This window comes from Ralstonia condita, from assembly GCF_958405655.1.
In the GTDB taxonomy this organism is placed as follows: domain Bacteria; phylum Pseudomonadota; class Gammaproteobacteria; order Burkholderiales; family Burkholderiaceae; genus Ralstonia; species Ralstonia condita.
The window spans coordinates 205,054-231,112 of sequence record NZ_CATYWO010000004.1 but is presented as its reverse complement, the minus strand read 5'-3'; the positions used below and the strand labels follow the sequence as shown (position 1 = coordinate 231,112).

Sequence of the window (26,059 nt, the reverse complement as noted above, 5' to 3'; positions counted from 1 at the left end):
CACGCAGGCGCTTATTCGTTCTCGTCGTCTTGGCCGTGATCCTGCAGGCCGTCGAGCGCGGCAGTGAGGTTGGCCATTTCAACGGCGGCACGGGCGCAGTCGCGGCCCTTTTCGCGGGTGCGGGCGTGCGCTTGCGCATCGGTGTCGGTGGTCAGGATGCCGTTGGCGATGGCGATATTGAAATCCAGGCCGACCCGCGTGATGCCGGCGCCGGACTCGTTGGACACCAGCTCGAAGTGATACGTCTCGCCGCGGATCACGGCGCCCAGCGCGATCAGCGCATCGAACTGGCCCGATTCGGCCATCTTCTGCAGGGCCAGCGGGGCTTCCAGTGCGCCGGGCACGGTCACCAGCAGCACGTCCTCGCCGGCCACGCCGAGCTGCTCCAGCTCATCAACGCAGGCCTCGCGCAGCGCTTCGCATACGGGCTCGTTGAAGCGAGCCTGCACAATGCCGATGCGAAGGCCTTCGCCGTTCAGATTGCTCGGGTAGAAACCGTGGTCCATGGTGTATTCCGGTTGGGGTCGCCAGGCAGGCAACGCGTCAGAAGAAGAATATTCAGTGCGGCAGCCCAGGGGCCGCCGCTGGAACTCAATGCGTAGTCGACGAAGCCGCTGAGGTGATGTTCGGCGCATCCGCCATCGACTGGTAAGCGGTCACTTCCAGATCGTAGCCGGTCATGCTCGGCAGCTTGAGGGGCGAGGCGAGCACACGCATCTTGCCGACGCCCACCTCTTTGAGGATCTGCGCGCCGATACCGTAGATGCGCGGATCGGGTTTCGTGCGGGGGCGTTCGTGGGGCGCGTCCAGCGCGCTGAATTGCGCGAACAGGCGATCCGGCGAGTCTCCACAGTTGAGCAGCACGACCACGCCCGTCGGTGCGGCTTGCACGGCGCGCAGGGCGGCCGGGACGCTCCAAGAGTGCGTCGTGCGCTGGCATTCGAGCAAGTCCAGGACAGACAGCGGCTCATGCACGCGCACCAGCGTCTCGGTGCCTGGCGTCGGCGTGCCCTTTACCAGCGCCAGATGCGCGCGACCAGCGGCGCGGTCGCGGAAGGCGACGGCGTGGAACGTGCCGAATTGCGTTTCCATCGTGCGCTCGCCGACGCGCTCGACAATGCTCTCGGTGCGGCTGCGGTACTGGATCAGGTCGGCAATCGTGCCGATCTTCAGGCCGTGCTTCTTGGCGAACTCCACGAGATCCGGCAAGCGGGCCATGGTGCCGTCGTCTTTCAGGATCTCGCAGATCACGGCGGCGGGTGTCAGGCCCGCCAAGGTGGTCAGGTCGCAACCAGCTTCGGTGTGCCCCGCGCGCATCAACACGCCGCCCTTTTGGGCACGCAGCGGGAAGATGTGGCCCGGATTCACCAGGTCAGACGGTTTGGCGTTCCTGGCGGCGGCCACCTGAATGGTGCGTGCGCGGTCGGCGGCGGAGATGCCGGTGGTCACGCCCTCGGCCGCTTCGATGGACACGGTGAAATTGGTGCCGAACTGCGTACCGTTGCGGCTGGCCATCATGGGCAGGTCGAGCTGGTCGCAGTGCTCTTCGGTGAGCGTCAGGCACACCAGGCCGCGCGCGTGCGTGACCATGAAGTTGATGGCTTCCGGCGTGACGAAATCGCTCGCCAGGATCAGGTCGCCCTCGTTCTCACGGTCTTCCTCGTCGACCAGGATGACCATCCGGCCGGCGCGGATTTCGGCAATGATTTCTTCGACTGTGGCGATCGACATGGCGTGTGAGGGAGTGCGCGTCGCGAACCCACCCCGTTTCGGGGTCGTGCGACTGCATAAATGGGAAGCCCGCTATTGTACGCCAAGGCGGCCGGAGCGATGCCCCGGCCTGCTTTCAAGCGACAGCGCGCTGAGCGAGCGTGGTGTGGCTGAGCATGCGCTCGACGTAGCGGGCGATCAGGTCGATTTCCAGGTTGACCTGGCTGCCCGCCTTCAGGTGCTTGAGCGTCGTCACAGCCACCGTGTGCGGGATCAGGTTGATCGAGAACTCGCAGCCCTCGGCATTGTCGCGCACGCTGTTGACGGTGAGCGACACGCCGTTGACTACCACCGAACCCTTGTAGGCGAGATATTTGCCCAGATCCGCAGACGCGCGCACCCGCAGCTCGTGCGATTCGCCCACGGGCGCGAAGTGGGTCACGGTGCCAAGACCGTCCACATGGCCCGACACGAGATGTCCGCCGATGTGGTCGGCCAGGCGCAGCGCTTTCTCAAGGTTGACTTCTCCAGGGCGCTCCAGACCAACCGTTTTCGACAGCGATTCTCGGGAGACGTCGACATCAAAACCTGTATCTGTCTTGGACACGACCGTCATGCAGGCGCCCTGGATCGCAATGGAATCGCCCAGGGTGACATCGGCCAGCGGCAGGCCGCCGGCGTCGATGGACAGGCGTACGCCCGCGTTGGCGTGGTCGCCCAGCGGCGTGACGGTTTCAATGCGGCCGATGGCGGCGACGATTCCGGTGAACATATGCAATCAATCCGTCGGGTTGCGGCGCGCCAGGATGCGAAGGTCGCCCCCGACACGCGAGATGTCGTGAAAGAAGAATTCGGCCGCGCCTTCCAGTGTCTGCAGCGGCCCCATGTTGAACATGCCTTGGCCCGAACCGAGTACCTTCGGCGCCAGATAGACGAGGATCTCATCGACCAGGCCCTCGCGCAGCAAGGAGCCGTTGAGCTTGAAGCCTGCCTCGACGTGCAGCTCGTTGATCTCGCGGCGGCCGAGTTCACGCAACATGGCGGGCAAGTCGACCTTGCCGGCTGCGTTGGGCAGGAGAATGACCTCGGCGCCCCGTTCAGCCAACGCGCGCATGCGTCCAGCCTCGGGCTGCGCGGCAAAGATCAGTGTCGGCTCGTGGTGGCCGTCGGTGGTAAGGATGTGGGCGTCGAGCGGCACGTCCAGTGAGGAATCCACCAGCACGCGCCGGGGTTGGCGCGGCGTGGTGAGGGCGCGCACGGTCAGGCGCGGGTTGTCTTCTCGTACCGTACCGATGCCGGTCAGGATGGCGCAGGCGCGTGCGCGCCAGCGGTGGCCATCGTTGCGCGCTTCGGTTTCGGTAATCCACTGGCTGATGCCGTTGTCCAGCGCGGTGCGGCCGTCCAGCGACGCGCCGACCTTCACGCGCACCCAAGGCGTGCCCCGCGTCATGCGTGAGACGAAGCCGATGTTCAGTTCGCGCGCCTCGCGCTCCAGCAGGCCGCAGCGCACGTCGATACCGGCATCGCGCAGCTTCTGCAGGCCGCGTCCGGAAACCGAGGGATTGGGATCTTCCATCGCCGCCACCACGCGGCCAATGCCGGCTTCGACCAGGCGATCCGCACAGGGAGGAGTGCGGCCGAAGTGGCTGCAGGGCTCCAGCGTCACATACGCGGTGGCGCCGCGCACGTCCTGGCCGCGCGACTGGGCATCCTTAATGGCTTGGATTTCAGCGTGGTCCTGGCCGGCCGGCTGTGTGTAGCCCTCGCCGATGACCGTGTCATCGCGCACGATCACGCAGCCTACGCGAGGGTTGGGCGTGGTGGTGAAGAGGCCCTTCTCGGCCAGCGCCAGGGCGCGCTGCATCATGGCGTGGTCGAAATCGGAAAACATGGGTGCGAAACAGGAGTCGGTTAAGGGTCATCGCCGGCGGTATTGCACCTGCGGGAATCCGTGGCCGGATCGCAGATGCGCGCGCGGCCCACACTGTTGATCCGCACTTGGCGCACATGCCGCCCGCTTGAGATCGTCAGCGTGCCGTGCAGTGCTCCACCATTGCCATTGCGTGAGTATCCCACAGGTGCGTAAGACAGCGTGTTGCCAGGAATTCTGAAGTGAATGCGAACCGTTGGCACTGCCGGCGGGCACACGGTGGCGACGATCAGGCTTTCTTGTGCAGGTGTCGGCGCGGCCGTGATATCCGGCGTACCTGCAGGGGGCGACGTGGTCAATTGCCACCCATCAGCCCAGTCTCCAGAGGGATTGAGTGGCCGAAGATGTGCCTGGACGTGGCGGTACTGTGCCGTCGCGCGGGCCAGGGACACGTTACTGGCAAACTGCTCCGCGAGCAAAATCACCGTTTCGCGTTGCCACCGGTCGACGATCGAGGGCAGCGCCGCGACCGCCAGGATGCTCACGATGGCCAACACGATCCCGGTTTCGGCGAGCGTCACGCCCGCCTGCTGGCGGTACCGGAATTGCGGGGTCATGGCCAGCATGCGGCATCGTGCGGCAGGCGTTTCCCCGTGCTGTCCACGCTGAGCGTGCCGCACACCGGGTCCGCGCGATGGGGGATCGCGATTGCCATCGTGCACTGATGCGATGGGGGTAGGCAGGGTTCGTTGCCAACAATCGTGTAGCCATCCACCTGCGGCAACCGGCTCTGAGACATGACGCCTTCCTGGTCATCTGCTCCTGCGCGCCGCAGTTGCATTTGAGCGAGGGTGCCCACCAGTGCTGCACGCGCCGCCGCCCGGCGATTGCGCTCAAAGTGGGCCTGCCAGGCTGACATGGCCACCAAGGCAAGCGCCGCCGCCATGGCCAGCGCCACCATCAATTCCAACAGCGTGAATGCACGCATGCTGCGCATCAGCGAGCGCCTGCTTCTGTCATCTCCCGCCAGTTCAGTCTGCCAAGCTGGAGCGTGTAGGTGTTGGACTCCAGCCGCCGAACGCGGTCGCCGTCCGCCTGCCAAAGGGTGGTGCGAAGCGCCTGCGTGATGGCGCCGTCAAGTGTTCGAGCCGGGGGGACGGATTGCACGGTAACAAGCGGCGTACCGATCAGCACGTGGCCGGTGCGGTCGCCTTTGCTGGCGGGTAAGCCGGTGCGGGTGTCGAGGAAGTAAGCGCGATCACGGCCAGCAACATCGCGAGTCAGAAGCAGCAGACTGTTTGCGCCCGCTGCGCTCAGATCATCGGGTGCTTGACCCGCAGGCAGATCGATACGCCAGCCGTTCTCCGTGGGATTGCCGTCCTGGCGGATGACGGTGCCGTCTCCGACATCGGTCGCGCTGAGGCTGGCCAGTTCCTCGCGCGAGACACTGTGCGCGCCGCGGTCTGCCACGCCGTACACCGTGGCGTGGCCTTCATCGTCGATGGCGGTGAAAACCAGCAGTGGGCCGTTGGCCGTGGCCGCCAGGAGGATCGGGCCAGGTATGTGCTGCATACCCCCGTTGCGCGACGTCGCTCTGAACAGCGGCGTACGCCGTTGTGCTTCATTCGTTCCGAGTGCGTTGGACCAGGGCGGCGCGCCAGTCAAGTCAAAGCGCCAGACTTGGCCGCGAGAGTCGGCAGCATAGGCCAGTGTGGCAAGCCCGCTTGGTCCGAGTGCCACTGCTGGTGCGCCCAGACCGCCACGGCTTGCCACCGAAGGAACCCGGATCGCATGAGCGGTCTGTGTCTGCACCCAGGGCGAGGAACGTGGCTGGTCGAGCGCCAGCAACAGCAGGCGACTTTCGACGCCAGCGTTGCTCGCGCCGTTCCCACTGACGGCGAACCAGCGCGGCTGTCCGGCGCCACCCGCGCTCAATGGGACGATTGGAATGGGACCTTGAACGCGACCGACGGTGGGGTCGTCGCTTGCGTCATAGGCCAGCAGGGAGGGCGGCGTAGCTGACTCAGGATCGGTGACATCGACCAGAAAGAGGCCGGAGCCCATCGTGCCGTTGGCACAAGCGAGCACGGAACGCCATTGCGAACCCGTCCACGCATCGGCGGCGAAGGGGTGGCCGCAGACCGGGCCGGGCACGGGGTTTCCGGGCGACGCATTCTGCGCGGCCAACGGGAGGACTGCGTCTGACATGACGGCGAAGCGCTCTTCGCCCGTGAGCGCATCAAAGCCGTGCAGCATGCCGTCATTAGCGCCGATGTAGACCATCCATGGTCGGCGTGCGTGCTGGGCTCGAAACGGTCCGTGGCGCATGTCGAGAACGAAGCCGGGTGGCCCGAGCAGTTGCACGTGCGCACCGCGCATCGCGCCCAGCACCGATGTACGTGGTCGCAGGCCGTAGCCGTCGTGCTCGTGTCGACGCTCGCCACGCAGGTAGCCGACTCGCGCGCTGCCCAGCCCGTCGCCGCCATCGATGGCGGCCTGTTGCGCGGGCGAGAGCGCCGGCCAGCGCAGCACGACGGGTGAACGGACAGGCGCATCACCGTGGCGAAACGTCCAGAGCTGCCGCGCGTCGGATGCGGTGAGATCGAGCAGACGCGAGGCTTCCCAGCGATCCGGCGGTGCCGGTGCGTCGAGGGTGTACGGCGTTGGCAGGAACTGCAGGGCGCGCAGCCGACCACTCCATGCATCGTCGCCTCGTGCGATGACGATGTGGGTCGGCAGTTGCCCCGCAGGATGGTCTCCGCTGGCTGCAATCGTCGATCCGGCCAGCACGGCCAAGAGCCATGCGCCCATGCGATGTGCATTCATGGCGCGGCCACCCTCGGTCGATAGATTGTCTGCAGCATCACGTTGACCGCTCTATCGGTACCGAAGCCAGCAGCCGTAATGCGGAAGAGCGATGGTGCTCGCGCCGAGCCTGCCTCTATCCAGCGTCCTGGTAGCGCATCGGGGATCGGCTCGATGACATAGCGCGCAGCCAACGCGGGTGTCTGGCGCGCACCGGCCTGAACGGGGGTGGGAAGCGTGACGGCGTCGGGTTTGTCGGCGAGCAATTTCGACAGCGATTGCGCAGATTGCCCAACGAGGGGCCAGCACAATCCGAGCGCTTCGCCTTGTCCGCATTGGCCGGGTACGAATCCGGAGAGCGTGAGCGCGTCGAGCGATGCAATGCGCTCCCTATCGTGCGCCGCACTGCAATCCTGATGAGCAGGCGTGTCCGTGGCGACAGCGATCCGGCATTCGGCAACGGTCAGCGCGGCTTCCGCTTCCTGCAGGGCGAGCGCACGGTCGGCAAACAGTGAGGCCCTGCGGGTATGGTCGAGGACCAGACGCAATCCGGCCATCATCAGCAAGCCGATGATGATCAGCGCCCCGGTGGCGGCAATGATCGAGAAACCGCGTTCCTGTGTCTGCAGGTTCAGCATGCATCGGCCCCGCAGCGCAGGGGGTTGCGCACGGCCAGCGTGGCCTGAAAGCGGGCGCGACGGCGCTGAGGCTCTGCCGGCAAGAAGTGCAGATCTTCCGACTGCGCACCCTCAGGCGGCACAAGTTCGGGGAACAGTGCGGTGTCGCTTATAAGTGGAGGCTGAGCCCGAAATCTGTCTCCGTGCACGACGAGTGTTACGTGGATGAATTGCACGCGATGCCAGTCTTGGTCGTTCATTGCCCGTGCCGACATGGTGATGGCGGACGATGTCGCCGTTGGAGCGAGCGTGTAGAGCAGTTGGAGGGTTTCCACGCCTCTCACGAAGCCGTCGCCGGTCGCTTCCTCAGGCGAACGCTCAAAGTCGCGCTTGATGGACCTGCACATCAGTTGCGGTTCCCGTTCCGGGTCGGAGCTGCGGGAGACGTACAGGAGGATGTAGCCGGCGCGAGGGTCGCGCTCTCCAGCGATGCGCTCGGGGACGCCGTGCCCGGTGCAGTCACGCGTGGCGCCGTCGTGACTTAGCCCCTGCGGCTCGGTGCTGCGGCCGGCGAAGCGAATCAGGAGGGCATCACTGCAGCCTGGCGCATTGCAATGCGAGGCAAGACCTCGGCAAACCAAGGTGGAGAGCATGGCGGGGTCGCCACAGTCGTCCTTGCCGACAAGCGAAGGCGGTGCATCGGCATCAGGCCATCGACGCATCGGCGAGGAAGACGGCGTGTCAGTGATCCAGCCGGCCTGGCGGACAGCGCTACCGATCAGCTCCAGCGCCTGCATGCCACGATCCTCAATCAGCGCTTCGTCGGCCAAGCGCTGGTAGCGCGCTCGAGCGACCAGCGTCAATTGCAGCGCGATGGCCAGCACCATCAATGCGATGACCATGCCGACCAGCAATTCCACCAGCGAGGCACCGTGTGCAGGCCGGGCGAGCGTGCGTGGCATCTCAGCGGACTGCTGGTTGTTTGGGGGATACAGGGCTAGCGGCGTTGAATTGGCTGGCGGCGCGGCTGGTTGCTTCCAGATAGTCGAACGCCTCGAATATGGTCACCGCGCCGAGCGACAGGAGGGCGAGGGCGACGAGGGATTCGATCAGGATGGCGCCGTGCTGGCGGAGTAAATGGTGATGTGCGGACATGATTCGGCTGTCGCGTGGAGTCAGCCGTTCAAGTTAGAGAGAGTTCGGCCGCATTACTGTCATATCTGGTCAATACCCTTTTCTGCGGTCGGGCACGTGGCGGGTGTGGGGGTGAATCGTTGGTTTTTCACCACCGCTGGCGTTCGCGCTACTCGGCATTGGAGGCGTGCGTTGTTGACACTTTTTGACTAATTCCTCACTATTTCAGGAATTCAGCTGCCTGGGCTTTTTTCGCCGGGCCGAATGTCGCATTCGCGGGGGCGAGTGCGGCAAGAAAAAACTTAATCAGCACTAATTTCTCTGCGCGCGCGAAATCGATTGCGCCGTGGGTGCTACATAAAAAAATAGTCGGGGGTCACATGCACAATGGGAGTTCGCCCATCGGGCAGTATCGGCACGCGGTCCGGCAGCGCCACCTAGGCTGAGAGATAGAGATGCGCGCATGGGTTCGCGATTCTCTTTTTGCCCTTCGGTCTTGCGAAATAGGTCAGGACGTTTCGAGCCACCAGGCGTTACGCGTTTGTCGTGTTGCATCGCACGAAATGCGTTGCCTGCCTAGAAACAGCACTCGAATTACGCCGACAGTCCACGGTTTCACGCTGATCGAGTTGATGGTGGCCTTGTCCATCCTTGGCATTCTGTTGGTGGTTGCGATCCCTTCGTTCGCCCCCACGCTACGCAGCAACCGACTTTTTGCCACGCAGACCGAGTTGATGTCTTCGCTCGCCTTGGCTCGGAGCGAGGCGGCTAAGCGCGGCATTCCAGTCAGTGTTATCCCGAGCGCTCCGTCCGGAACGGTTTCAGGCAACGAGTGGGGCGCCGGCTGGTCTGTTTGGGTCGACCAAAATGCCAACGGAACCGTCGATAGTGGAGAGGTTTTGCGTGCCCACGAGGCCTCGCCATCTGGGTTGACGATCGGCGTGCCAAACAGCGGCGTCATCAAGTTCGATGCTCATGGTTTTCTCTCGCCCGCCGTGTTACGGCAGTTGAAAGTCTGCTCCACCCCTCGAGGCACGCCGGGATATCAGATCACGATTCAACCGAACGGGCTGGTCGACTCTGCTAGCGCAACGTGCCCATGAATGCCTCCGATTTGGATCTCAGATCTCGCGGCTACGCGCTGCTGGAAGCGTTGATTGCGCTCCTCATCATTTCTATTGGTCTCGTCGGGATTTCACGCTTGCAATTGGTCGGGATGTCGAGCTCCAACATCTCCACACAACGAAGCAAGGCTGTGTACCTGGCTTATGAGATTGGCGACAGGATACGCGCCAATCTCTCGGGCTATTCTGCGGGCGCCTACAGCAAGTTGTCGGGTACCGCCACAAATCCAAATTGCGTGTCGACATCAACGGGATGTTCGGCAGCGCAGATTGCCCAGAACGACTACTACGAGTGGTCCAGTGAGCTCAGCACGCAGCTTCCGCAGGGAGCCGGTGTGGTTTGTTTGACCAGCACGATTTCATCGACCGCTACGCCTGCAGCCCCCGGTTGTGACGGCAGCGGAACCATGTACGCCATCATGGTCTGGTGGACCGAGAACGGTCAGCAACAGATGCTCTCTCAGAGCTTCAGGCCATGATGAACAGACGACAAACCGGCTTTTCGTTAGTGGAACTCATGGTTGGGCTGACCGTGGGCTTACTGCTTGTCGGCGTGGCCGTCTCGATCTATCTCTCGGGCCGCCAGACGTCGCGCGTGGTGGATACGGTGGGCCGTTTGGAAGAGAGTGCTCGCTTTGCCGTCGAATCGATCGAGCAGGACATTCGTATGACCGGCTTTCGCGGTTGTAATGGCGTGGCCAATTCGCCCGTCAATACGCTGAACTCGCCTGGTTCCTTCAACAATCGATTCGATCAAACGCTCTTCGGGTTCCACGGTAGCGGATCGACGTGGTCGCCAGCGCTGGATACGAGCATCAGCAACCTGCCGATCCCGCCGGCTGCGGGGACGGACGTCATTGCCATCAAGCGGACCTACGACAACGGTGCCGCATTGACCGCGCAGATGACCGGGACGACAGGGGTCGTGACCGTGGATGCCAGTGCACCATTTGCTCAGGGTGACTACGTCTTGGTCTCCGATTGCGAGGCTCAGGCGGTCTTCCAGGCAACACAGGTCGCCAGCAGCCCAACGGCCGGTTCGCTGTCGCACGCTGCGATCGCCGTGCCGACACCGGGCAATGCCAGTGCCGATCTCACCCATGTCTTCAATACGGATGCATCGGCTTATCGTGTCGTGACCAAAACCTATTACGTAGCCCAGAGCGGCAGGAATGGGGCGGTCAAGTCTTTGTGGTCGTACAGCGTGCCCGACTACACAGGCGCCGGCCAGCCTCAGGAACTGGTGGAGGGGGTCGACAACCTGGTGCTTCTCTACGGGGAGGACACGGACGGTGACCAGGCCGCGAACCGTTATGTTACGGCTGATCAGGTCGGTAACTGGAATAACGTGGTTAGCGTACGAGTGCAACTCCTGATGGCCTCGGTCCAGAACGGCGTGTCGCCCGTTACTCAAACGTATACCTTCAATGGCGCTTCCGCGACGGCTGCCGACAGACGGATACGGTCGGTCTTCACGAGCGTGATTACGCTGCGTAATCGGGTGATGTAATGCGAGTGATCTTGAACAGGCCGCGTGGCGCAGAAAGCGGTGTTGCTCTGCCCGTTGCGCTGGTGTTCCTTGTGCTTCTGACGCTTTTGGGGCTGGCGCTCGTCAACGGTTCGGTGATGCAGGAAATGATGTTGGGCAACACCAAGGACAGTCAGTTGGCGTTTCAAGCAGCGGAGACTGCGCTTCGTGATGCCGAGTTGGATGTTGCTCAGAACATCACCTCGACAACGGCGTTCGTACCGGCTTGCACAACCGGTCTCTGCACCCCGCCATCCTCCTGGACAAATCCGAAATCCGCGTCGATTTCCACGCTGATCGACTGGACTAATAGCGCGAATACGCGCAGCTACGGCGCCTATACAGGCGCGCCTGCGTTGCCGAATGTTGCTTCTCAGCCCTTGTACGTCATCGAAAAGCTCTCAGGCTTGTCGGTGCCGGCGGGCGAAAGCATCGGGATTGGAGTCAAGCCGCCGGCAGGCGGGACAGCCTATCGGATCACGGTCTATGCGACCGGGGGGCGTCCCGAAACACATGTTGTTCTCGAATCCATTTACGTCAAGCGCTGAGGCTACGATGAAACGATCTCTCCTACGCAGGGCGCTCGCGTTGTTGCTTTCTTCGCTCTTGCCTCTGACGACTCATGCAGCATTGCTGACGATTGCTCAGTATCCGCTGTTCTTATCGAGCAACACGGCCACGCCCAATATTCTGGTCGTCTACGACAACTCGCAGTCCATGGACGGCACGATGGCGGGCCAACTGATCGCAGGTAGCGATCCGACGACCCGTGGCAACATTGCGCGCTCGGTCATCACATCGACGATCTCGAACTACCGGTCTCAGTTCAACTGGGGGCTGGCGACATTCGATGCTCCGGGCCCCAGTCTGTACAACACCTATGCCTACTTCTTTGGGAGCGCCAGCACCATGGTGTTCACCAATGACTGTGTGAATGGCATTTCCGCATCGAATGCGGGGCTGCGTTGTATTCAGAATCCCCAGCAGGGTGCCTCTTATTCGTATCTGACCTACGAACTCAGTGGTGATGACCCTGCCATCAACGACGTCCTCTACTACAACGGTACGTGGCCATATCCGTGGGCCATTGGCCTATCCGGCGGGACTACCGGCAACCCCAATACCAATTACAACGGTTGTACGACGCACGCCGACGTTTCGACCTGGAATTCCAGGGATTTTTCGAATTGCCAGCAAGTTGGTTTCACTCCGACGGACGCCGGGTTTCTGCCGGGCAACCCTCCGTATTCGCGAATGGTTTGGGCGAAGCGTGCGTGGGGCTACTATGCCAACATCAGCGGGACCGGCAAGATGGTGGAAGCAGTGCAGGCGGATTCGACCTCGCACTATCAGAATCTGATGGACTATCTGGCCCCGGAGACAAATTCCAATTCGCCGGCGAGCGGCCACAGCAAACTGGAACTCAAGAACGGAGCAGTAGCTACGCCCCTGTCGGGAAGTCTGCAAACGGCAAAGAGCTACTTCGCAGGGTCGCAGAGTGGCTACACGACGCCTGTGACGCAAAGCTGCCAGAAGAATTTCGTTCTTCTGGCGACCGACGGCAACCCTACGGGCAAGACCAACGGTTCAATGTGGTCCCTCGCCGATCAGAAAAGCACCTATAACGCGAGCACGGGACAGTGGACTTTCTCTAACGCCGCGAACGACGTGTTCAACCAGCTCACCGCGTTGCGCAGCACAACGGTGAAGGGCTTCGCCAGCCCATTTGATATCCAGACATACGTTGTGGGGATGGGCAGTACCGTGTCCAACCCCGCTTCAGTGGCCGTGTTGAATCAGATGGCGAGTTTGGGAGGTACGCGCAACGCCTACTTGGCGTCGGACGCGGCAACCCTGCAGCAGCAGTTTCAAAGTATTGCGGCCGACATTACGACCAAGGTGGCTGCGGCTTCCGCTGTTTCGCTGAACGCGGGCTCCTGGGGAACGGGTACTGCGTTGTATCAGGCAAAGTTCAGCAGCGCGGACTGGTCCGGGCAGTTGCTGGCATATGCCATCAACGCGGACGGCTCGCTAGGCAGTCAGCTCTGGGACGCGGGTCAGCAGATCAATTCGCAAAATTGGGACGCGGGGCGCCAGATACTGACCTATAAGCCTTCTGCCGCGCTCGGAGCGCGCGGTATTCCTTTTCGCTGGCCGGCATCTCCAAGCTCACCAAAGGCGACCGAGATGGATTCAGCCCAGTCGACGAAGCTGAACTACAACGCCGCTCAAACCGCGAACGATGGCTATGGTGCGCAGCGAGTGAGCTATCTGCGTGGAAGTAGCGCTAATGAAGCCAACACTTGCGGCTCATGCACGCCGTCGTTTCGCAACCGGCCAACGAGCAAGTTGGGCGACATCATCCACTCGTCGCCAAACTACGTGGGCGCACCGGCGTTTAATTATCCTGACAACATGGAGAGCGTCCCGTATTCGGCGTTCGTATCGACCTGGCGCAACCGGTCGCCCATGATTTATGTCGGGGCCAACGATGGCATGCTGCATGGCATCAATGCGTCGACGGGTAAGGAGTCGATGGCCTATGTTCCGGCCGCTGTCTACAGCAATCTGAGCATGCTGACGGCGCCCGCTTACACGCACCAGTATTACGTTGACGGCTCCGTTACGGTGGGCGACACGTTTTATAAGGGGGCGTGGCACACGTTGCTATCGGGTGCGCTAGCCGCGGGAGGGCAAGGCGTTTTTGCGCTTGACGTAACGGATCCGTCGAAGTTTTCCGAGTCGACCGCAAGTCAAGTCGCTCGCTGGGAGTTCACCGACGCAAACGACCGCGATATGGGCTACAGCTTTGGGCAGCCGTTGATTGTCAAGACGAACAATGGCAGGTGGTCTGTCATTGTGGCGAACGGTTATAACAGTACGCAACCCGATGGCGCCGCGAGTACGACCGGACACGCTGCGTTGTTTGTGCTGGACGCAGAGACAGGCGCGATCACCGCGAAGATCGACACGAATGCAGGTACTACTGCCGCCCCCAATGGTCTGTCGGGGCCTACCGCCGTTGATACCAACGGAGATGGTGTTGCCGACGTTGTTTACGCGGGTGATCTGGCGGGCAACATGTGGAAGTTCGATCTGTCGAGCAGTTCGGTCAGCAATTGGGGTATCGCTTACGGAACTGCCGCGTCTCCGCAGCCGTTGTTCAGCACGGGTGGACAGCCCATCACGGTGCGCCCCGACGTGACCAGGAACTTACAAGGCAACTACCTTCTGGTCTTCGGTACGGGGCAGTACTTCACCACGAGCGACACCGGATCCACTTCCGCCCAGACGTTCTACGGCATCATCGACAAAGGTGCGACCATCGGTGGTTTGTCGAACCTCCAGCAGCAGACCGTGCTGGGCACAGCAGTAGGTCCTGACGGCAACACGTATCGCATGACGACACACGCGGTCGGAACGCCGAGGTTGGACACCTTGCGGTCCGGTGATGGGGTGATCTCGCTCGGCTCCTACAACAGCGCAAAGCTGGGGTGGTACATCAATCTCCCGTCCACGGGAGAGCGCTCGGTGACCGATGCCACGATCCGCTCAGGACGCGTGATCTTCAATACGGTTATCCCGTCCACGGCTCAATGCAGTGCCGGCGGTACAGGGTGGGTGATGGAACTCGATGTCTTTACGGGGAATCGCCTCGACAGCCCAACCTTCGATACGAATGGCGATGGGGTCATCAACAGCGCCGATTTGCTCCAATATGGCAACGCGCCCGCCAACACAAGTGGCCGCCAAGTCGGGTCGATCCCGGCTGCCCCGGGTTTTCTGCAGCCTATTCAGGCGCCGGGAGCTGCGCCGTTCGAAAACAAGTACGTGAATACCTCTGCCGGCGCGATTCAGGTCATTGGCGAGACCGCTGGCAAAGGATCTCGAGGTCGAGTGGCCTGGCGCCAATTGAATTGAAGAGAGCGGATGAATATGAAGAGACTATTTGTGATTGCCACTTTCGTGTTGGCGAGTCACTCCTCACATGCCGCCCTCGCACTGGGAGGCGGGGAGTCTGGCCACGCAATCCCCCACTTCGGGTCCGGGAGGGTGCAGTCTCATTCTGTTGAGGCGCCGCATATGCTGGATGGCGTGATCACATCGTTCAATTTGAATCACGCTGAGATCGTCATTCACGGCAATCATCTTCGTCTCAGCCCGGCTGTGCGCGTGTTTAACGCTGCAGGTAGCGAAGATCGCCTTTCGTCGCTGCGTGTGGGCCAGGAAATTCACTTTCTCCTCGATCCGAAGGACGCTTCCGAGCGAACGATTTCCATTATTTATCTGCGATGAACACAGAACGCGGAAGTGCTCGCCCTCGTGGCTTCACATTGGTTGAGTTAATGATCACAGTTGCTATTGTGGGCATTCTCGCGGTCATAGCCTATCCGTCGTTCACGAGCTACATACAGAAGTCGCGGCGCGCGGACGCCAAGGCAGCACTGCTCGCTGTGGCCCAAAAAATGGAGCAATACCGCTCGTTAAGCAACTCTTACGCAGGGGCAACGCTGGGCGCCAGCGGCGTCTACGCCAGCAGGTCAGAGAATGGCTACTACGCGCTGAGCTTTTCGGTGGCGCCCACGCAGACGCTCTACACGATTCAGGCTGCTCCGCAGGGCGGGCAAGCGACAGATGCCTGTGGCACGTTCAGCTACGATCAGGCCGGAAACAAGGCCGTCTCGGGGGGCACATTAACAGCATCAAGTTGCTGGTAGGGTTGGCCGCACAACCTTACTTGCGCACATTCGTCGCCGCGACCTCGTCCAGCACGTCGCGAAACTCCGCCAGATCCTCAAAGCTCCGGTACACCGACGCAAACCGGATGTACCCGATCTTGTCCAGCCGCTTGAGCTCGCGCATCACGAGTTCGCCGACGCGGTCGCTGCCGATTTCCTTGTCGCCGTGGCTGAGGAGCTTTTCTTCGATGCGGGCGATGGCCTCGTCGATGGCCTCCGCGGAAACGGGGCGCTTGCGCAACGCCAGGCGCATGGAATCCTTGACCTTGTTGCGGTCGTAGTCGACGCGGCTGCCATTCTTTTTGACGACTGCCGGGAAGAACAGCTCGATGCGCTCGTAGGTCGTAAAGCGCCGGTCGCAGGATTCGCAGCGACGGCGGCGGCGCACGGTGTCGCCTTCTTCCGACATCCGGGTCTCAATTACCTGGGTGGCCGCGTGGCCGCAAAAGGGGCATTTCATGCCGGTGGTCTCCTCGGCAACCTCAAACACGCACTGCGCTAAAAAAACAACGCCGCGATGGCCTTGAGGCGCATCGCGGCAGGGTACTGCATGGCCGTGGGTGTGTGGGCCCCGACCGGGGTTGGATGCCTCAAGCGTAGACCGGGAACTGCTTGGTCAACTCGGCCACCTTGGCGCGAACGGCGGCAATGTTCGCCTCGTCGTGCGGGTTATCCAGCACATCAGCGATCAGATGAGCCACCTTCACGGCTTCGGCTTCCTTGAAGCCGCGCGTGGTCATCGCCGGGGAGCCCAGGCGGATGCCCGAGGTCACGAACGGCTTTTCCGGATCGTTCGGAATCGCGTTCTTGTTGACGGTGATGTGTGCGTCACCCAGCAACTTCTCGGCTTCCTTGCCGGTGATCTTCTTGGCGCGCAGATCGACCAGCATCACATGGCTTTCGGTGCGGCCCGACACGATCCGCAGACCACGAGCCATCAGCGTTTCGGCCATGGCGCGCGCATTCTTCACCACTTGCTCCTGGTAGGCCTTGAACTCCGGCGACAGGGCTTCCTTGAACGCCACCGCCTTGCCGGCGATCACGTGCATCAGCGGGCCGCCCTGGATGCCCGGGAAGATGGCCGAGTTGATGGCCTTCTCGTGTTCAGCCTTCATCAGGATCACGCCGCCGCGCGGTCCGCGCAGGCTCTTGTGCGTCGTCGTCGTGACGAAGTCGGCGTACGGCACGGGGTTCGGGTACACACCCGCGGCGATCAGGCCGGCGTAGTGCGCCATGTCCACCATGAAATACGCGCCGATCGACTTGGCGACCTTGCCGATGCGCTCGAAATCGATGCGCAGCGCAAAGGCCGATGCGCCGGCAATGATCAGCTTCGGCTTCTTCTCTTGCGCCAGCGCCTCGAGCGCGTCGTAATCGATGTCTTCTTGCGCATTCAGGCCGTAGCTGACCACGTTGAACCACTTGCCGCTCATGTTGAGCGCCATGCCGTGCGTCAGGTGGCCGCCTTCGGCCAGGCTCATACCCATGATCGTGTCGCCCGGCTTGAGCACGGCGAAGAACACGCCCTGGTTGGCCTGCGAGCCCGAGTTCGGCTGCACGTTGGCGGCTTCCGCGCCAAAGAGCTGCTTCACGCGGTCGATGGCGAGCTGTTCCACCACGTCCACGTATTCGCAGCCGCCGTAGTAGCGCTTGCCGGGGTAGCCCTCGGCGTACTTGTTGGTAAGTTGCGAACCCTGCGCGGCCATCACCGCCGGCGAGGTGTAGTTCTCGGAGGCGATCAGCTCGATGTGGTCTTCCTGACGCTGGTTTTCCTTCTGGATGGCGGCGAAGACTTCGGGGTCGATCTGGTCGATCGTGTAGCGGCTGCGTTCGAACATGGCGAGTGTCTTGGTAAAAACGAAACGGAAACGGCGGAGGTCGGGCGAGGCGGGCGGGCATCGGGAAACGCGCGCGGCTTGGACACTGCGTCGGCGTTGGCCGATGGCAGCGGGTGCCCAAGTCACCCTGCTTCCCATTCGCTGCCCAGGCGAGCGGCAGGCGTCGTTGTGCATGACGCCAGAAACCTTGCGCTTCCTCGTGGTCGCTGCCCACATGTCGAGGCTGCTTGGAGCAGTCTCAGGATTCGCCAGTCGCGCAAGGTGGAATGGTTGCTCGCGAGTGTACGACAGCGCTATGGCCGCCGCAAGAAGCGGGCGCGCAGATCCGCACATTCCGCAGCAACAGTGGCCGATGCTTCAGGTAAACTCTGCTCTTCGTTTTTTTCTCAGGCTCGGAGACACTCCCATGATCGTATTCGTGACCGGCGCGACCGCCGGCTTCGGTGCAGCCATTGCGCGGCGTTTCGTGCGAGAAGGGCATCGCGTGATCGCGGCTGGTCGCCGGCAGGAGCGTCTCGACGCGCTCAAGGCCGAGCTCGGCGACGCGCTGCTACCGATCATCCTGGACGTGCTGGACCAAGACGCCGTCGCCGCGCTGCCGGGTTCGTTGCCCGAGGGCTGGCGCGAGGTTGACGTTCTGGTCAACAACGCGGGTCTGGCGCTGGGCTTGGAGCCCGCCCAGCGGGCAGACCTGACCGACTGGGATCGCATGATCGGCACGAACTGCTCCGGCCTGGTTCATATGACGCGCGCGTTGCTTCCTGGCATGGTCGAGCGCAACCGCGGGCACATTGTCAACATCGGCTCCATTGCCGGGACGTACCCCTACCCAGGCGGGAATGTATATGGTGCGACCAAGGCGTTCGTGCGCCAGTTTTCGCTGAACCTGCGGGCGGACCTCACCGGCACCCGCGTGCGCGTGTCGAACGTCGAGCCCGGCCTGTGTTCCGGCACCGAATTCTCCAACGTCCGTTTCAAGGGCGATGATGCCCGCGTGGAGAAGGTCTACGAAGGCACCGAAGCCCTGACCGCCGACGATATCGCCGAGGCGGTTTACTGGATGACGGCGCTTCCGGCGCATTTCAATGTCAACGCAATCGAGCTGATGCCCGTTTGCCAGTCTTTCTCCGCCACAAGCGTGACGCGGGGCATGGCCTGAATCCCAGTGCAAGCCCTCGCCCGGCCGGCGGATGGCTGGCCGTCACTTGCGCCTTGGTAAAATCGCCGGATGTCTTCTTTTGACTGGAACCTGCGCGTGTATTGGGAAGATACCGATGCAGGGGGTGTGGTCTTCTACGCCAACTACCTGAAATTTTTTGAGCGCGCCCGCACCGAGTGGCTGCGCGCGCTGGGGGTCGACCAGCAACTGCTGGCCGACACGACCGGAGCCATTTTTGTGGTGCGAAGCACTGCAGTGGACTACCGCGCACCTGCTCGCCTGGATGATTGGTTGCAGATTCGTTCGCGTATGGAACGCGTCGGGTCAGCGTCGGTCCAATTCGCCCAGGAAAGTTGGCGCGGCGACGTTCTGCTCGCTGCAGGCACGATCCGTGTCGGATGTGTCGACAAGCTCACATTCCGGCCGACCCCGATTCCCGCCCCCGTACTCGCAACCATCAAAGCTGCCGCATGAATCCCGTCGAGGTCACCCAAGATCTGTCGATCGTCTCGCTGGTGCTGCACGCCAGTGTCCTGGTCCAATTTGTCATGGGCCTGCTGCTGATGATGTCGCTGTTTTCCTGGACATACATCTTCCGTAAAGCCTTTGCGCTGCGCGCGGCACGCAGCCAGACCGAATCGTTCGAGCGCGATTTCTGGGCTGGCGGAGACTTGCAGGCGCTGTATCAGAGCGCAGCCAACAACCGCCACACCACCGGCGCGCTCGAGCGCATCTTTGAAGCTGGGATGCGTGAATACCTCAAGACGCGTGAACAGCAGCGGGGCGCCGTCTCCGATCCGAGCGCCATTCTCGATGCGGCGCGTCGTGCCATGCGTGCCGCCTACCAGCGCGAGATGGACTCCCTCGAATCGCACCTGCCCTTCCTGGCGTCGGTCGGCTCGGTCAGTCCGTACATTGGTCTGTTCGGTACGGTGTGGGGGATCATGAACGCCTTCCGCGGTCTGTCCAACGTGCAGCAGGCGACACTGTCGGCCGTCGCGCCGGGGATTGCCGAGGCGTTGGTCGCCACCGCGATTGGCCTGTTCGCGGCAATCCCGGCCGTGATCGCCTATAACCGATACGCCACCGAAATGGACCGCCTGGCCAACCGGTTCGAGAGCTTCATGGAAGAATTCTCGAACATCCTTCAGCGCCAGACGCGCTAAGGACGGACCACCATGGCTACCATCCAGCGAACACGCCGTGCCCGACGGGCCAAGGCAGATATCAACGTCGTGCCGTACATCGACGTGATGCTGGTGCTGCTGGTCATCTTCATGGTGGCGGCGCCCGTGGTCAATCCGGGCGTGGTCAACCTGCCGTCGGTGGCCAATGCCACGCCACAGCAGACCCAGCCGCCCATTGTCGTGACCATCAAGAGCGACGGCACGATCCTTGCTCGGATCAAGACGGCTTCCGGGGCGACCGAGCAGAAGCTCGCAAACAACGACGAGCTGCGCGCCTTCGTGAAGCAGCGCACCGACGAGAATCCCGATCAGCCAGTGGTCATCGCCGCAGACAAGTCCGTTCAGTACGACCGCGTGCTGACCGTGATGAGCGTGCTCAAAGGTGACGGCGTCAAGCGTGTCGGCCTGATGGTGAAATCGTCATGAGCGTGTTGAACAATCAAGGCGAGGCAACCTGAGCGTCATGGCTACGACGTCGTTGCACCGTTATGAGCCTGTGCGCGAGCGCGGTACCCTGCGCGCGTTCGGGCTGGCGGTTCTGACACACCTGCTGTTGATTGCCTTCCTGTATTTCGGCGTGCAGTGGCAGAGCAGCACACCGCGCGGTGAAGAAGCCGAGTTGTGGGATGAGGCTGCGGTCCAGCAGGCCGTGCAGTCGGCACCGCCGCCCGAGGTGAAGCCTGAACCAGTCGTCCAGGCGCCGCCGGCCAAGGTCGAAGAGGAGGCCGACATCGCGCTGGAGCAGCAGAAGCGCAAGCGCGAGCAGGAGGCTGCCGCGGCTCGCGAGGCCGAGGCGGCCCGCCGTGCCGCGGAAGAGCGTGCCCAGGAGCAGCGGCAGGCACAGCTCAAGCAGCAGCAGGCTCGTCAGGCGGAACTTCAGCGTAAGGCCCTGGCCGAAGAGCAAGCCAAGGAGAAGGCTGCGGCCGAGGCGCAGGCCCGCAAGAACGCGCAATTGCAGGCGCAGGCGGAAGCCAAGGCCAAGGCCGAAGCCGAGGCCAAGCAAAAAGAATTGAAAGCCAAGGCTGCGGCGGAAGCCAAGGCCAAGGCAGATGCCGAACGCAAGGCCAGCGAAGCGCGTGCCAATGCACAGCGGCAGGCCCAGCTGAATCGCCTGCGCGCGATGGCCGGCGCGGGCGCAGCAGGCACCGTGGCCGGGTCGGGCGGTGGTGTCGGTAATGCCATGGGCACGGGTGGTACGGCGTCGGCCGGTTACGCGGAGCGTGTGCGCGCCAAGGTCAAGCCGAACATTGTGTTCGACCCGTCGGCCATCTCCGGCAACCCGACCGCTGTCGTGGCGGTGCAGATGGCGCCGGACGGTTCGATTCTGTCCAAGCGCTTGACCAAGTCGAGCGGCAATGGCGCCTATGACGAAGCCGTCCTGCGAGCGGTGGATCGCTCCGATCCGCTGCCGCGCGACACGAATGGCAAAGCGCCGTCGAGCGTCACGCTGACATTCAGGCCGAAGGAATAACGCGCCAGCATCGCCTCGGCGGCGCTGGCTCCAGTTCTCAGTTTCGAGACGAACGATGAACATGATGCGAAAGATGTGGATTCCGATGTTCCGGCGTGCCGTACAGGCCATGCTGTTCACTGCGGTGTGTTCAGGTGTGGCACATGCACAGCTCAACGTGGAGATCTCGGGCGTCGGCGCCAGCCAGTACCCGATCGCCATCGCCAACTTCCAGGGTGAAGCGCAGGCGCCGCAGAACCTCTCGGCCATCGTTCGGGCGGACCTCGTGCGTAGCGGGCGCTTCTCGAACGTGGACGTGGCCGGTGCGGTGGTGCCGGAAAGTCCGACCCCCGACCTGGGGGCCTGGAAGACTCGTGGGGCGGCGGCCTTCGTGGGTGGCAGCGTGTCCCGGAACGGCGACCACTATGAAATCCGCTTCCGGCTGTATGACACGGCCAAAGGCGAAAGCCTCGGTGGCCTGTCGCTGACGCGCCGTCCAGACCAATTGCGTCTGGCGGCACACGAGATTGCCGATTACATCTACCAGAAGCTGATGGGCGAGCGCGGTGTCTTTGCGACGCGCCTCTCCTATGTCTCGAAGGTCGGCCGCCGCTTCCAGTTGCAGATTTCCGATTCGGATGGCGCCAATCCGCAGGTCGCGCTCACGAGCAACGAGCCAATCATTTCGCCTGCGTGGTCGCCGGATGGCACCAAGGTCGCCTACGTGTCGTTCGAGAGCAGGAAGCCTGTGGTGTACGTGCATGACCTGGTGGCCGGGCGCCGCACGGTCATCTCGAACCAGAAGGGCAACAACTCGGCGCCATCGTGGTCGCCGGATGGCCGGCGCGTGGCGGTGGCGCTCTCGCGTGACGGCAACACGCAGATCTATTCCGTCAATGCGGATGGCTCGGGCCTGCGCCGCCTGAGCCGCAGCAGTGCGATCGACACCGAGCCGTCGTTCTCGCCCGATGGCCGCTTCATCTATTTCACCAGCGACCGTGGTGGTGCGCCGCAAATCTATCGCATGCCTGCCGAGGGTGAAGAGGCCGGCAGCGCCCAGCGCGTGACCTTCAAGGGCGGATATAACACCAGTCCGCGCGTGTCGCCCGACGGCAAGCTGCTGGCTTACATCTCGCGTGTGGGTGGTGCGTTCCGTCTGTATGTGCAGGATCTGACAAACGGCGACGTGAATGCGCTGACGGATACGTCGCACGATGAGTCACCGAGCTTTGCTGCCAACGGCAAGTTCATTCTGTATTCCACGCGAGTGGGTGGTAAATCGGTGCTGGCAGCCGTGTCGACCGATGGTCGTACGCGCCAGGTTCTTTCCCTCCAGGCCGGCGAGGTTCGCGAGCCGGCGTGGGGTCCTTTCATGCAATAACAAGGCCGTTCCTTTAGGAGAAATCGGACATGTCGAAGTCCCAAACCATGATCAAACTTGCAGCGATTGCCGCGCTGCTGGCCCTGGGCGCTTGCAGCTCGGGTGTGAAGCTGGATGACACGGCGAAGAATGGCGCGGGCGGTGCCGGCACGGGCGCCGATGCGCGCACCGTGACGCCGGTGGACGTTGGCCGTGACGAACTGACCGACCCGAACAGCCCGCTGGCCAAGCGCAGCATTTACTTCGACTTCGACAGCTATTCGGTCAAGTCGGAATACCAGGGCCTGCTCTCGCAGCACTCGCGCTACCTGCAATCGCACAATCAGCGCAAGGTGCTGATCCAGGGCAATACCGACGAGCGTGGCACCAGCGAATACAACCTGGCACTGGGCCAGAAGCGTGCCGAGGCTGTGCGCCGCGCGCTGTCGTCGATGGGCGTGCCTGACAGCCAGATGGAAGCCGTGAGCCTCGGCAAGGAAAAGCCGCAGGCTACCGGTCACGATGAGGCGTCGTGGGCACAGAACCGCCGCGCCGATATCGTTTACTGATCGGCCCAGTTTGAAGGTGCACGCGCCGGCTGCGTTGTTGCGGCCGGCGTTCTTACGTTGGCAATCCTATGAACACGATGATGAAACAGCGCGTCTATCGGGCCATCCTGGCAGCGACGCTTGTCGCAGGTGGCGCCTTGACCACGGCCAGCCCGGCGGCAGCAGGGGTGTTTGACGACGATGAGGCGCGTCGCGCCATCATCGACATGCGCGACAAGTTCAACACCTTCCAGTCCAGCGCGGCACAGCGCATCGACCAGAACAGCAAGAACCTGATCGACGCCCAGAACCAGATCGAGACGCTCAAGTCCGAGGTGGCGCGTCTGCGTGGACAGAATGAAGTGCTGCAGAATGCGGTCGATACGCTCACCAAGCAGCAGAAGGACTACTATGCCGACCTCGATGCGCGCTTGAAGAAGTTCGAGCCGCAGCAGGCGACCGTTGATGGCCGAGAAGGCATGGTTCAGCCTGGCGAGAAGGACGAATACGATGCCGCCCTGAAGACATTTCAGTCCGGCAATTTCAAGGGCGCGGGCAACCAGTTCTCCGCGTTCGTGAAGAAATATCCGCAGAGCCCTTACGTGCCGCTGGCCCAGTTCTGGCTGGGTAACGCCCTGTATGCGCAGCGCGACTACAAGGGTTCCAGCTATGTGCTGGAGAACATGGCACGTACCAATCCGCAGCACCCGAAGGCGCCGGACGCGCTGCTTCAAGTGGCCACCAATCAGGGCGAATCGGGGCAGAAAGCCGCAGCACGCAAGACGCTTGAGGCCGTTGTCGCCCAGTACCCGGGTACCGAGCAGGCCAAGACCGCCCAGAGCCGCCTGAAGACGATGCGTTGATCGGCACATCGCTTCCCGTCAGCCCGGACGCCCGCCGTGATTGCACAGGCGGGCGTTTTTCATGGCCGGATCGGAATGGCTGGCATGTGCGGCCCGCGGCGCGAGCATGGTCATGCCGCGCTAGAATGCGGCCTTCCCCGATTCGCTTCACAAGGCTTTGCCCATGAAAAAACGTGCCATCGTCCTGCTCTCAGGCGGGCTCGACTCTGCCACCGTGCTCGCCATGGCCAATGCAGATGGCTTCGAGATCTATGCATTGTCGATGCGCTATGGCCAGCGCCATTCGTCTGAACTCGAAGCTGCCAAGAAGGTGGCTGCCGCGCTGGGCGCAGTGCGTCACGAGATCATCGATCTGGACCTGCGCCGGTTCGGCGGCTCCGCGCTGACGGATGACAAGATCGACGTGCCGACCGACGGCGCACAGTCGGGCATTCCCATCACCTACGTGCCAGCGCGCAATACCATCATGCTGTCGCTGGCCCTCGGCTGGGCCGAGGCGGTCGGCGCGCGCGACCTGTTCTTTGGCGCCAATGCGGTCGACTACTCCGGCTATCCGGACTGCCGCCCCGAGTACGTGGCGGCTTACGAAACGCTCGCCAATCTTGCTACCAAGGCGGGCGTGGAGGGCGACCGCATCCGTGTGAACGCGCCCATCATCGCCATGACCAAGGGCGAGATCATCCAGGCTGGCACACGACTGGGGGTCGACTACAGCCTGACTGTTTCCTGCTACCAGGCCGACGAGGACGGCCGCGCCTGCGGTGTGTGCGACTCCTGCCGAATCCGCAAAGCCGGCTTTGATGCCGCCGGCGTGCCCGATCCGACCCGCTACGCTTGACGCACCATGCCCGATATCGACCTCAACGCGCTGTCGCACACCGTACTGTGGGCGACGTTTGCGCTCACGTTTGTTTTTGGCGCGATCCTTCAGCGCACGCACTTCTGCACGATGGGTGCGGTCTCCGACGCCGTCAACATCGGCGATTGGTCCCGCATGCGCATGTGGGGGTTGGCCATCGGCGTGGCCACGATCGGCACGGGCGTGCTGGCTTGGCTGGGCCTGATCGATACGAGCAAGACGATCTATACAGCGAGCCGGTTGCTGTGGCTGTCGTCGCTGGTGGGCGGCCTGTTGTTCGGCTTCGGGATGGTGCTCGGTTCCGGCTGCGGCAGCAAGACGCTGGTTCGCATCGGCGGCGGCAATCTCAAGTCCGTGGTGGTGTTTGTGTTCCTCGGCCTGTCGGCGTACATGACTCTCAAGGGCGTATTTGGGGTCGTGCGTGTGGCGACGGTGGACAACGTCGCCGTGGCGTTGCCGACATCGCAGGATCTGCCCAGCGTGCTCGGCCATGCGCTGTCGATCGACGTGCGCAAGCTGCGCCTGGCGCTCGCCCTGGTGATTGGCGGGGCGCTGTCGCTGTGGGCGCTGCTGGGGCGGGATTTCCGCACCGCAGACAACCTGCTGGGTGGGATCGGCGTCGGGCTTGTCATTGTCGGTATGTGGTACGTCTCGGGCCACATCGGCTACGTGCAGGAAGATCCGAACACGCTGCAGGAAGCATTCGTGGCGACCAACAGCGGGCGCATGGAAGCACTGAGCTTCGTCGCGCCGGTGTCGTACACGCTGGAATGGCTGATGTTCTTCAGCGATACATCGCGCGTGTTGACGGTGGGTATTGTCAGCGTGCTGGGTGTGATCAGCGGTTCTGCAGTGGTGGCGCTGGCCACGCGCACCTTCCGTTGGGAGGGCTTCGCCAATGCCGAAGACACCGGCAATCACATCGTCGGGGGCATCCTGATGGGGATAGGCGGCGTGACGGCGCTGGGCTGCACGATCGGGCAGGGGTTGTCCGGCGTGTCGACACTTGCCATCGGCTCGTTCATTGCATTGGCGGGCATTCTGTGTGGCGCGGTGCTGGCGTTCCGTTACCAGATGTGGCGGCTTGAGCGCCTCGCCTGACGAACGTTGACAGAAACGCGGTCATCTCCCTATAATCGCGGTCTTTGGGTCCTTAGCTCAGTCGGTAGAGCAGTAGACTTTTAATCTATTGGTCGCGCGTTCGAGTCGCGCAGGACCCACCAAATTCCAGAAGGCCTGACAGCAATGTCGGGCCTTTTGTTTTTGGC

The 26,059-nt window shown here is 62.7% G+C and carries 28 protein-coding genes, 1 tRNA gene, 1 pseudogene and 1 riboswitch; of the genes and pseudogenes, 18 read left to right on the top strand and 12 right to left on the bottom strand.

What is annotated here, in order from left to right; translation table 11 throughout:
• Positions 1-11: 11 nt before the first annotated feature.
• The 10 genes from ribH to R2N03_RS14840 form a co-directional block, all read right to left on the bottom strand.
• The gene (gene ribH, locus R2N03_RS14885) at positions 12-506 is read right to left on the bottom strand and encodes a 6,7-dimethyl-8-ribityllumazine synthase (RefSeq protein ID WP_316658349.1); all 495 of its coding nucleotides are present in this window, start codon (positions 504-506) and stop codon (positions 12-14) included.
• 85 nt (positions 507-591) lie between these two features.
• Complete coding sequence (gene ribBA / locus R2N03_RS14880; RefSeq protein ID WP_316658348.1) at positions 592-1,731, bottom strand: bifunctional 3,4-dihydroxy-2-butanone-4-phosphate synthase/GTP cyclohydrolase II; 1,140 nt, start codon at positions 1,729-1,731, stop codon at positions 592-594.
• A gap of 115 nt (positions 1,732-1,846) precedes the next feature.
• Positions 1,847-2,482 (bottom strand): riboflavin synthase, encoded by a 636-nt coding sequence (locus R2N03_RS14875; RefSeq protein WP_316658347.1) that lies wholly within the window; start codon positions 2,480-2,482, stop codon positions 1,847-1,849.
• A gap of 6 nt (positions 2,483-2,488) precedes the next feature.
• Complete coding sequence (gene ribD, locus R2N03_RS14870) at positions 2,489-3,601, bottom strand: bifunctional diaminohydroxyphosphoribosylaminopyrimidine deaminase/5-amino-6-(5-phosphoribosylamino)uracil reductase RibD (RefSeq protein WP_316658346.1); 1,113 nt, start codon at positions 3,599-3,601, stop codon at positions 2,489-2,491.
• Positions 3,602-3,621: 20 nt separating this feature from the next.
• A complete protein-coding gene (locus tag R2N03_RS14865) occupies positions 3,622-4,206 on the bottom strand; it encodes a GspH/FimT family pseudopilin (RefSeq protein ID WP_316658345.1) in 585 nt (194 codons plus the stop codon).
• The gene (locus tag R2N03_RS14860) at positions 4,194-4,577 is read right to left on the bottom strand and encodes a prepilin-type N-terminal cleavage/methylation domain-containing protein (RefSeq protein WP_316658344.1); all 384 of its coding nucleotides are present in this window, start codon (positions 4,575-4,577) and stop codon (positions 4,194-4,196) included. The genes R2N03_RS14865 and R2N03_RS14860 overlap by 13 nt, the downstream gene beginning before the upstream one ends.
• Positions 4,577-6,406, bottom strand: a complete 1,830-nt coding sequence (locus tag R2N03_RS14855) for a pilus assembly protein (protein WP_428984414.1) — start codon at positions 6,404-6,406, stop codon at positions 4,577-4,579. Before R2N03_RS14855 ends, R2N03_RS14860 begins: the two co-directional genes overlap by 1 nt.
• A complete protein-coding gene (locus R2N03_RS14850; RefSeq protein WP_316658343.1) occupies positions 6,403-7,023 on the bottom strand; it encodes a pilus assembly protein PilZ in 621 nt (206 codons plus the stop codon). Before R2N03_RS14850 ends, R2N03_RS14855 begins: the two co-directional genes overlap by 4 nt.
• A complete protein-coding gene (locus R2N03_RS14845) occupies positions 7,017-7,964 on the bottom strand; it encodes a PilW family protein (RefSeq protein WP_316658342.1) in 948 nt (315 codons plus the stop codon). The genes R2N03_RS14850 and R2N03_RS14845 overlap by 7 nt, the downstream gene beginning before the upstream one ends.
• A gap of 1 nt (position 7,965) precedes the next feature.
• Positions 7,966-8,157, bottom strand: a complete 192-nt coding sequence (locus tag R2N03_RS14840; protein WP_316658341.1) for a type II secretion system protein — start codon at positions 8,155-8,157, stop codon at positions 7,966-7,968.
• Between the two features lie 434 nt (positions 8,158-8,591).
• Here R2N03_RS14840 and R2N03_RS14835 point away from each other — a divergent pair, with 434 nt between their 5' ends.
• The 7 genes from R2N03_RS14835 to R2N03_RS14805 all read left to right on the top strand — a co-directional run bounded on the left by R2N03_RS14835 (position 8,592) and on the right by R2N03_RS14805 (position 15,506).
• Positions 8,592-9,239 carry a GspH/FimT family pseudopilin gene (locus tag R2N03_RS14835; RefSeq protein ID WP_316658340.1) on the top strand — a complete coding sequence of 216 codons (648 nt, stop codon included), beginning with the start codon at positions 8,592-8,594 and terminating at the stop codon, positions 9,237-9,239.
• The gene (gene pilV, locus R2N03_RS14830; RefSeq protein WP_316658339.1) at positions 9,236-9,739 is read left to right on the top strand and encodes a type IV pilus modification protein PilV; all 504 of its coding nucleotides are present in this window, start codon (positions 9,236-9,238) and stop codon (positions 9,737-9,739) included. The genes R2N03_RS14835 and pilV overlap by 4 nt, the downstream gene beginning before the upstream one ends.
• The gene (locus tag R2N03_RS14825; protein WP_316658338.1) at positions 9,736-10,770 is read left to right on the top strand and encodes a PilW family protein; all 1,035 of its coding nucleotides are present in this window, start codon (positions 9,736-9,738) and stop codon (positions 10,768-10,770) included. The genes pilV and R2N03_RS14825 overlap by 4 nt, the downstream gene beginning before the upstream one ends.
• Positions 10,770-11,336, top strand: a complete 567-nt coding sequence (locus tag R2N03_RS14820; RefSeq protein ID WP_316658337.1) for a pilus assembly PilX family protein — start codon at positions 10,770-10,772, stop codon at positions 11,334-11,336. Before R2N03_RS14825 ends, R2N03_RS14820 begins: the two co-directional genes overlap by 1 nt.
• A gap of 7 nt (positions 11,337-11,343) precedes the next feature.
• Positions 11,344-14,709 carry a pilus assembly protein gene (locus R2N03_RS14815; protein WP_316658336.1) on the top strand — a complete coding sequence of 1,122 codons (3,366 nt, stop codon included), beginning with the start codon at positions 11,344-11,346 and terminating at the stop codon, positions 14,707-14,709.
• 162 nt (positions 14,710-14,871) lie between these two features.
• Entirely contained in the window at positions 14,872-15,084 is a 213-nt protein-coding gene (locus tag R2N03_RS14810; protein ID WP_316658335.1) for a hypothetical protein, read from the top strand.
• Positions 15,081-15,506, top strand: a complete 426-nt coding sequence (locus R2N03_RS14805) for a type IV pilin protein (protein WP_428984413.1) — start codon at positions 15,081-15,083, stop codon at positions 15,504-15,506. The genes R2N03_RS14810 and R2N03_RS14805 overlap by 4 nt, the downstream gene beginning before the upstream one ends.
• 16 nt (positions 15,507-15,522) lie before the next feature.
• On the opposite strand, the gene nrdR is transcribed toward R2N03_RS14805, so the two are convergent.
• Both nrdR and glyA read right to left on the bottom strand, forming a co-directional pair.
• On the bottom strand, positions 15,523-15,987 hold the full coding sequence (nrdR, locus tag R2N03_RS14800; protein WP_316658601.1) for a transcriptional regulator NrdR: 465 nt from the start codon (positions 15,985-15,987) through the stop codon (positions 15,523-15,525).
• A 130-nt stretch (positions 15,988-16,117) separates the two neighbouring features.
• Positions 16,118-17,365 (bottom strand): serine hydroxymethyltransferase, encoded by a 1,248-nt coding sequence (glyA, locus tag R2N03_RS14795; RefSeq protein ID WP_316658332.1) that lies wholly within the window; start codon positions 17,363-17,365, stop codon positions 16,118-16,120.
• 136 nt (positions 17,366-17,501) lie between these two features.
• Positions 17,502-17,631, bottom strand: a riboswitch (ZMP/ZTP riboswitch).
• A gap of 140 nt (positions 17,632-17,771) precedes the next feature.
• Between glyA and ydfG the strand changes: the two genes are divergently transcribed.
• The 11 genes and pseudogenes from ydfG (at position 17,772) to R2N03_RS14740 (ending at position 26,014) form a co-directional block, all read left to right on the top strand.
• On the top strand, positions 17,772-18,524 hold the full coding sequence (ydfG, locus tag R2N03_RS14790; protein WP_316658600.1) for a bifunctional NADP-dependent 3-hydroxy acid dehydrogenase/3-hydroxypropionate dehydrogenase YdfG: 753 nt from the start codon (positions 17,772-17,774) through the stop codon (positions 18,522-18,524).
• Between the two features lie 69 nt (positions 18,525-18,593).
• Positions 18,594-18,998 (top strand): tol-pal system-associated acyl-CoA thioesterase, encoded by a 405-nt coding sequence (ybgC, locus tag R2N03_RS14785; protein WP_316658331.1) that lies wholly within the window; start codon positions 18,594-18,596, stop codon positions 18,996-18,998.
• The gene (gene tolQ / locus R2N03_RS14780) at positions 18,995-19,690 is read left to right on the top strand and encodes a protein TolQ (protein WP_316658330.1); all 696 of its coding nucleotides are present in this window, start codon (positions 18,995-18,997) and stop codon (positions 19,688-19,690) included. Before ybgC ends, tolQ begins: the two co-directional genes overlap by 4 nt.
• A gap of 12 nt (positions 19,691-19,702) precedes the next feature.
• Positions 19,703-20,137, top strand: coding sequence for a protein TolR (gene tolR / locus R2N03_RS14775; RefSeq protein WP_316658329.1), 435 nt, complete (start codon positions 19,703-19,705; stop codon positions 20,135-20,137).
• Between the two features lie 37 nt (positions 20,138-20,174).
• Positions 20,175-21,182, top strand: coding sequence for a cell envelope integrity protein TolA (gene tolA / locus R2N03_RS14770; protein ID WP_316658328.1), 1,008 nt, complete (start codon positions 20,175-20,177; stop codon positions 21,180-21,182).
• A 55-nt stretch (positions 21,183-21,237) separates the two neighbouring features.
• Positions 21,238-22,542, top strand: a complete 1,305-nt coding sequence (gene tolB / locus R2N03_RS14765; RefSeq protein ID WP_316658326.1) for a Tol-Pal system beta propeller repeat protein TolB — start codon at positions 21,238-21,240, stop codon at positions 22,540-22,542.
• A gap of 29 nt (positions 22,543-22,571) precedes the next feature.
• Positions 22,572-23,090, top strand: coding sequence for a peptidoglycan-associated lipoprotein Pal (gene pal, locus R2N03_RS14760; protein WP_316658324.1), 519 nt, complete (start codon positions 22,572-22,574; stop codon positions 23,088-23,090).
• Between the two features lie 68 nt (positions 23,091-23,158).
• Positions 23,159-23,932, top strand: a complete 774-nt coding sequence (ybgF, locus tag R2N03_RS14755; protein WP_316658323.1) for a tol-pal system protein YbgF — start codon at positions 23,159-23,161, stop codon at positions 23,930-23,932.
• 145 nt (positions 23,933-24,077) lie between these two features.
• A pseudogene (gene queC, locus R2N03_RS14750) lies at positions 24,078-24,770 on the top strand (7-cyano-7-deazaguanine synthase QueC); the annotation flags it as partial.
• A 6-nt stretch (positions 24,771-24,776) separates the two neighbouring features.
• A complete protein-coding gene (locus R2N03_RS14745; RefSeq protein ID WP_316658322.1) occupies positions 24,777-25,892 on the top strand; it encodes a YeeE/YedE family protein in 1,116 nt (371 codons plus the stop codon).
• A gap of 46 nt (positions 25,893-25,938) precedes the next feature.
• Positions 25,939-26,014, top strand: a tRNA-Lys gene (locus tag R2N03_RS14740).
• The last annotated feature ends 45 nt before the right edge of the window (positions 26,015-26,059 follow it).

Bases quoted from the DNA above. Each gene is read 5' to 3' on its own strand.
- ribD (WP_316658346.1), bottom strand. From the start codon at position 3,601: ATGTTTTCCGATTTCGACCACGCCATGATGCAGCGCGCCCTGGCGCTG.
- nrdR (WP_316658601.1), bottom strand. From the start codon at position 15,987: ATGAAATGCCCCTTTTGCGGCCACGCGGCCACCCAGGTAATTGAGACC.
- R2N03_RS14855 (WP_428984414.1), bottom strand. From the start codon at position 6,406: ATGAATGCACATCGCATGGGCGCATGGCTCTTGGCCGTGCTGGCCGGA.
- R2N03_RS14845 (WP_316658342.1), bottom strand. From the start codon at position 7,964: ATGCCACGCACGCTCGCCCGGCCTGCACACGGTGCCTCGCTGGTGGAA.
- R2N03_RS14875 (WP_316658347.1), bottom strand. From the start codon at position 2,482: ATGTTCACCGGAATCGTCGCCGCCATCGGCCGCATTGAAACCGTCACG.
- R2N03_RS14805 (WP_428984413.1), top strand. From the start codon at position 15,081: ATGAACACAGAACGCGGAAGTGCTCGCCCTCGTGGCTTCACATTGGTT.
- R2N03_RS14850 (WP_316658343.1), bottom strand. From the start codon at position 7,023: ATGCTGAACCTGCAGACACAGGAACGCGGTTTCTCGATCATTGCCGCC.
- tolR (WP_316658329.1), top strand. From the start codon at position 19,703: ATGGCTACCATCCAGCGAACACGCCGTGCCCGACGGGCCAAGGCAGAT.
- ydfG (WP_316658600.1), top strand. From the start codon at position 17,772: ATGATCGTATTCGTGACCGGCGCGACCGCCGGCTTCGGTGCAGCCATT.
- pilV (WP_316658339.1), top strand. From the start codon at position 9,236: ATGAATGCCTCCGATTTGGATCTCAGATCTCGCGGCTACGCGCTGCTG.
- ribBA (WP_316658348.1), bottom strand. From the start codon at position 1,731: ATGTCGATCGCCACAGTCGAAGAAATCATTGCCGAAATCCGCGCCGGC.
- ybgF (WP_316658323.1), top strand. From the start codon at position 23,159: ATGAACACGATGATGAAACAGCGCGTCTATCGGGCCATCCTGGCAGCG.
- R2N03_RS14820 (WP_316658337.1), top strand. From the start codon at position 10,770: ATGCGAGTGATCTTGAACAGGCCGCGTGGCGCAGAAAGCGGTGTTGCT.
- glyA (WP_316658332.1), bottom strand. From the start codon at position 17,365: ATGTTCGAACGCAGCCGCTACACGATCGACCAGATCGACCCCGAAGTC.
- R2N03_RS14840 (WP_316658341.1), bottom strand. From the start codon at position 8,157: ATGTCCGCACATCACCATTTACTCCGCCAGCACGGCGCCATCCTGATC.
- R2N03_RS14825 (WP_316658338.1), top strand. From the start codon at position 9,736: ATGATGAACAGACGACAAACCGGCTTTTCGTTAGTGGAACTCATGGTT.
- R2N03_RS14860 (WP_316658344.1), bottom strand. From the start codon at position 4,577: ATGCGCAGCATGCGTGCATTCACGCTGTTGGAATTGATGGTGGCGCTG.
- tolQ (WP_316658330.1), top strand. From the start codon at position 18,995: ATGAATCCCGTCGAGGTCACCCAAGATCTGTCGATCGTCTCGCTGGTG.
- R2N03_RS14815 (WP_316658336.1), top strand. From the start codon at position 11,344: ATGAAACGATCTCTCCTACGCAGGGCGCTCGCGTTGTTGCTTTCTTCG.
- pal (WP_316658324.1), top strand. From the start codon at position 22,572: ATGTCGAAGTCCCAAACCATGATCAAACTTGCAGCGATTGCCGCGCTG.
- R2N03_RS14835 (WP_316658340.1), top strand. From the start codon at position 8,592: ATGCGCGCATGGGTTCGCGATTCTCTTTTTGCCCTTCGGTCTTGCGAA.
- ribH (WP_316658349.1), bottom strand. From the start codon at position 506: ATGGACCACGGTTTCTACCCGAGCAATCTGAACGGCGAAGGCCTTCGC.
- R2N03_RS14745 (WP_316658322.1), top strand. From the start codon at position 24,777: ATGCCCGATATCGACCTCAACGCGCTGTCGCACACCGTACTGTGGGCG.
- R2N03_RS14810 (WP_316658335.1), top strand. From the start codon at position 14,872: ATGCTGGATGGCGTGATCACATCGTTCAATTTGAATCACGCTGAGATC.
- tolA (WP_316658328.1), top strand. From the start codon at position 20,175: ATGGCTACGACGTCGTTGCACCGTTATGAGCCTGTGCGCGAGCGCGGT.
- tolB (WP_316658326.1), top strand. From the start codon at position 21,238: ATGAACATGATGCGAAAGATGTGGATTCCGATGTTCCGGCGTGCCGTA.
- ybgC (WP_316658331.1), top strand. From the start codon at position 18,594: ATGTCTTCTTTTGACTGGAACCTGCGCGTGTATTGGGAAGATACCGAT.
- R2N03_RS14865 (WP_316658345.1), bottom strand. From the start codon at position 4,206: ATGCTGGCCATGACCCCGCAATTCCGGTACCGCCAGCAGGCGGGCGTG.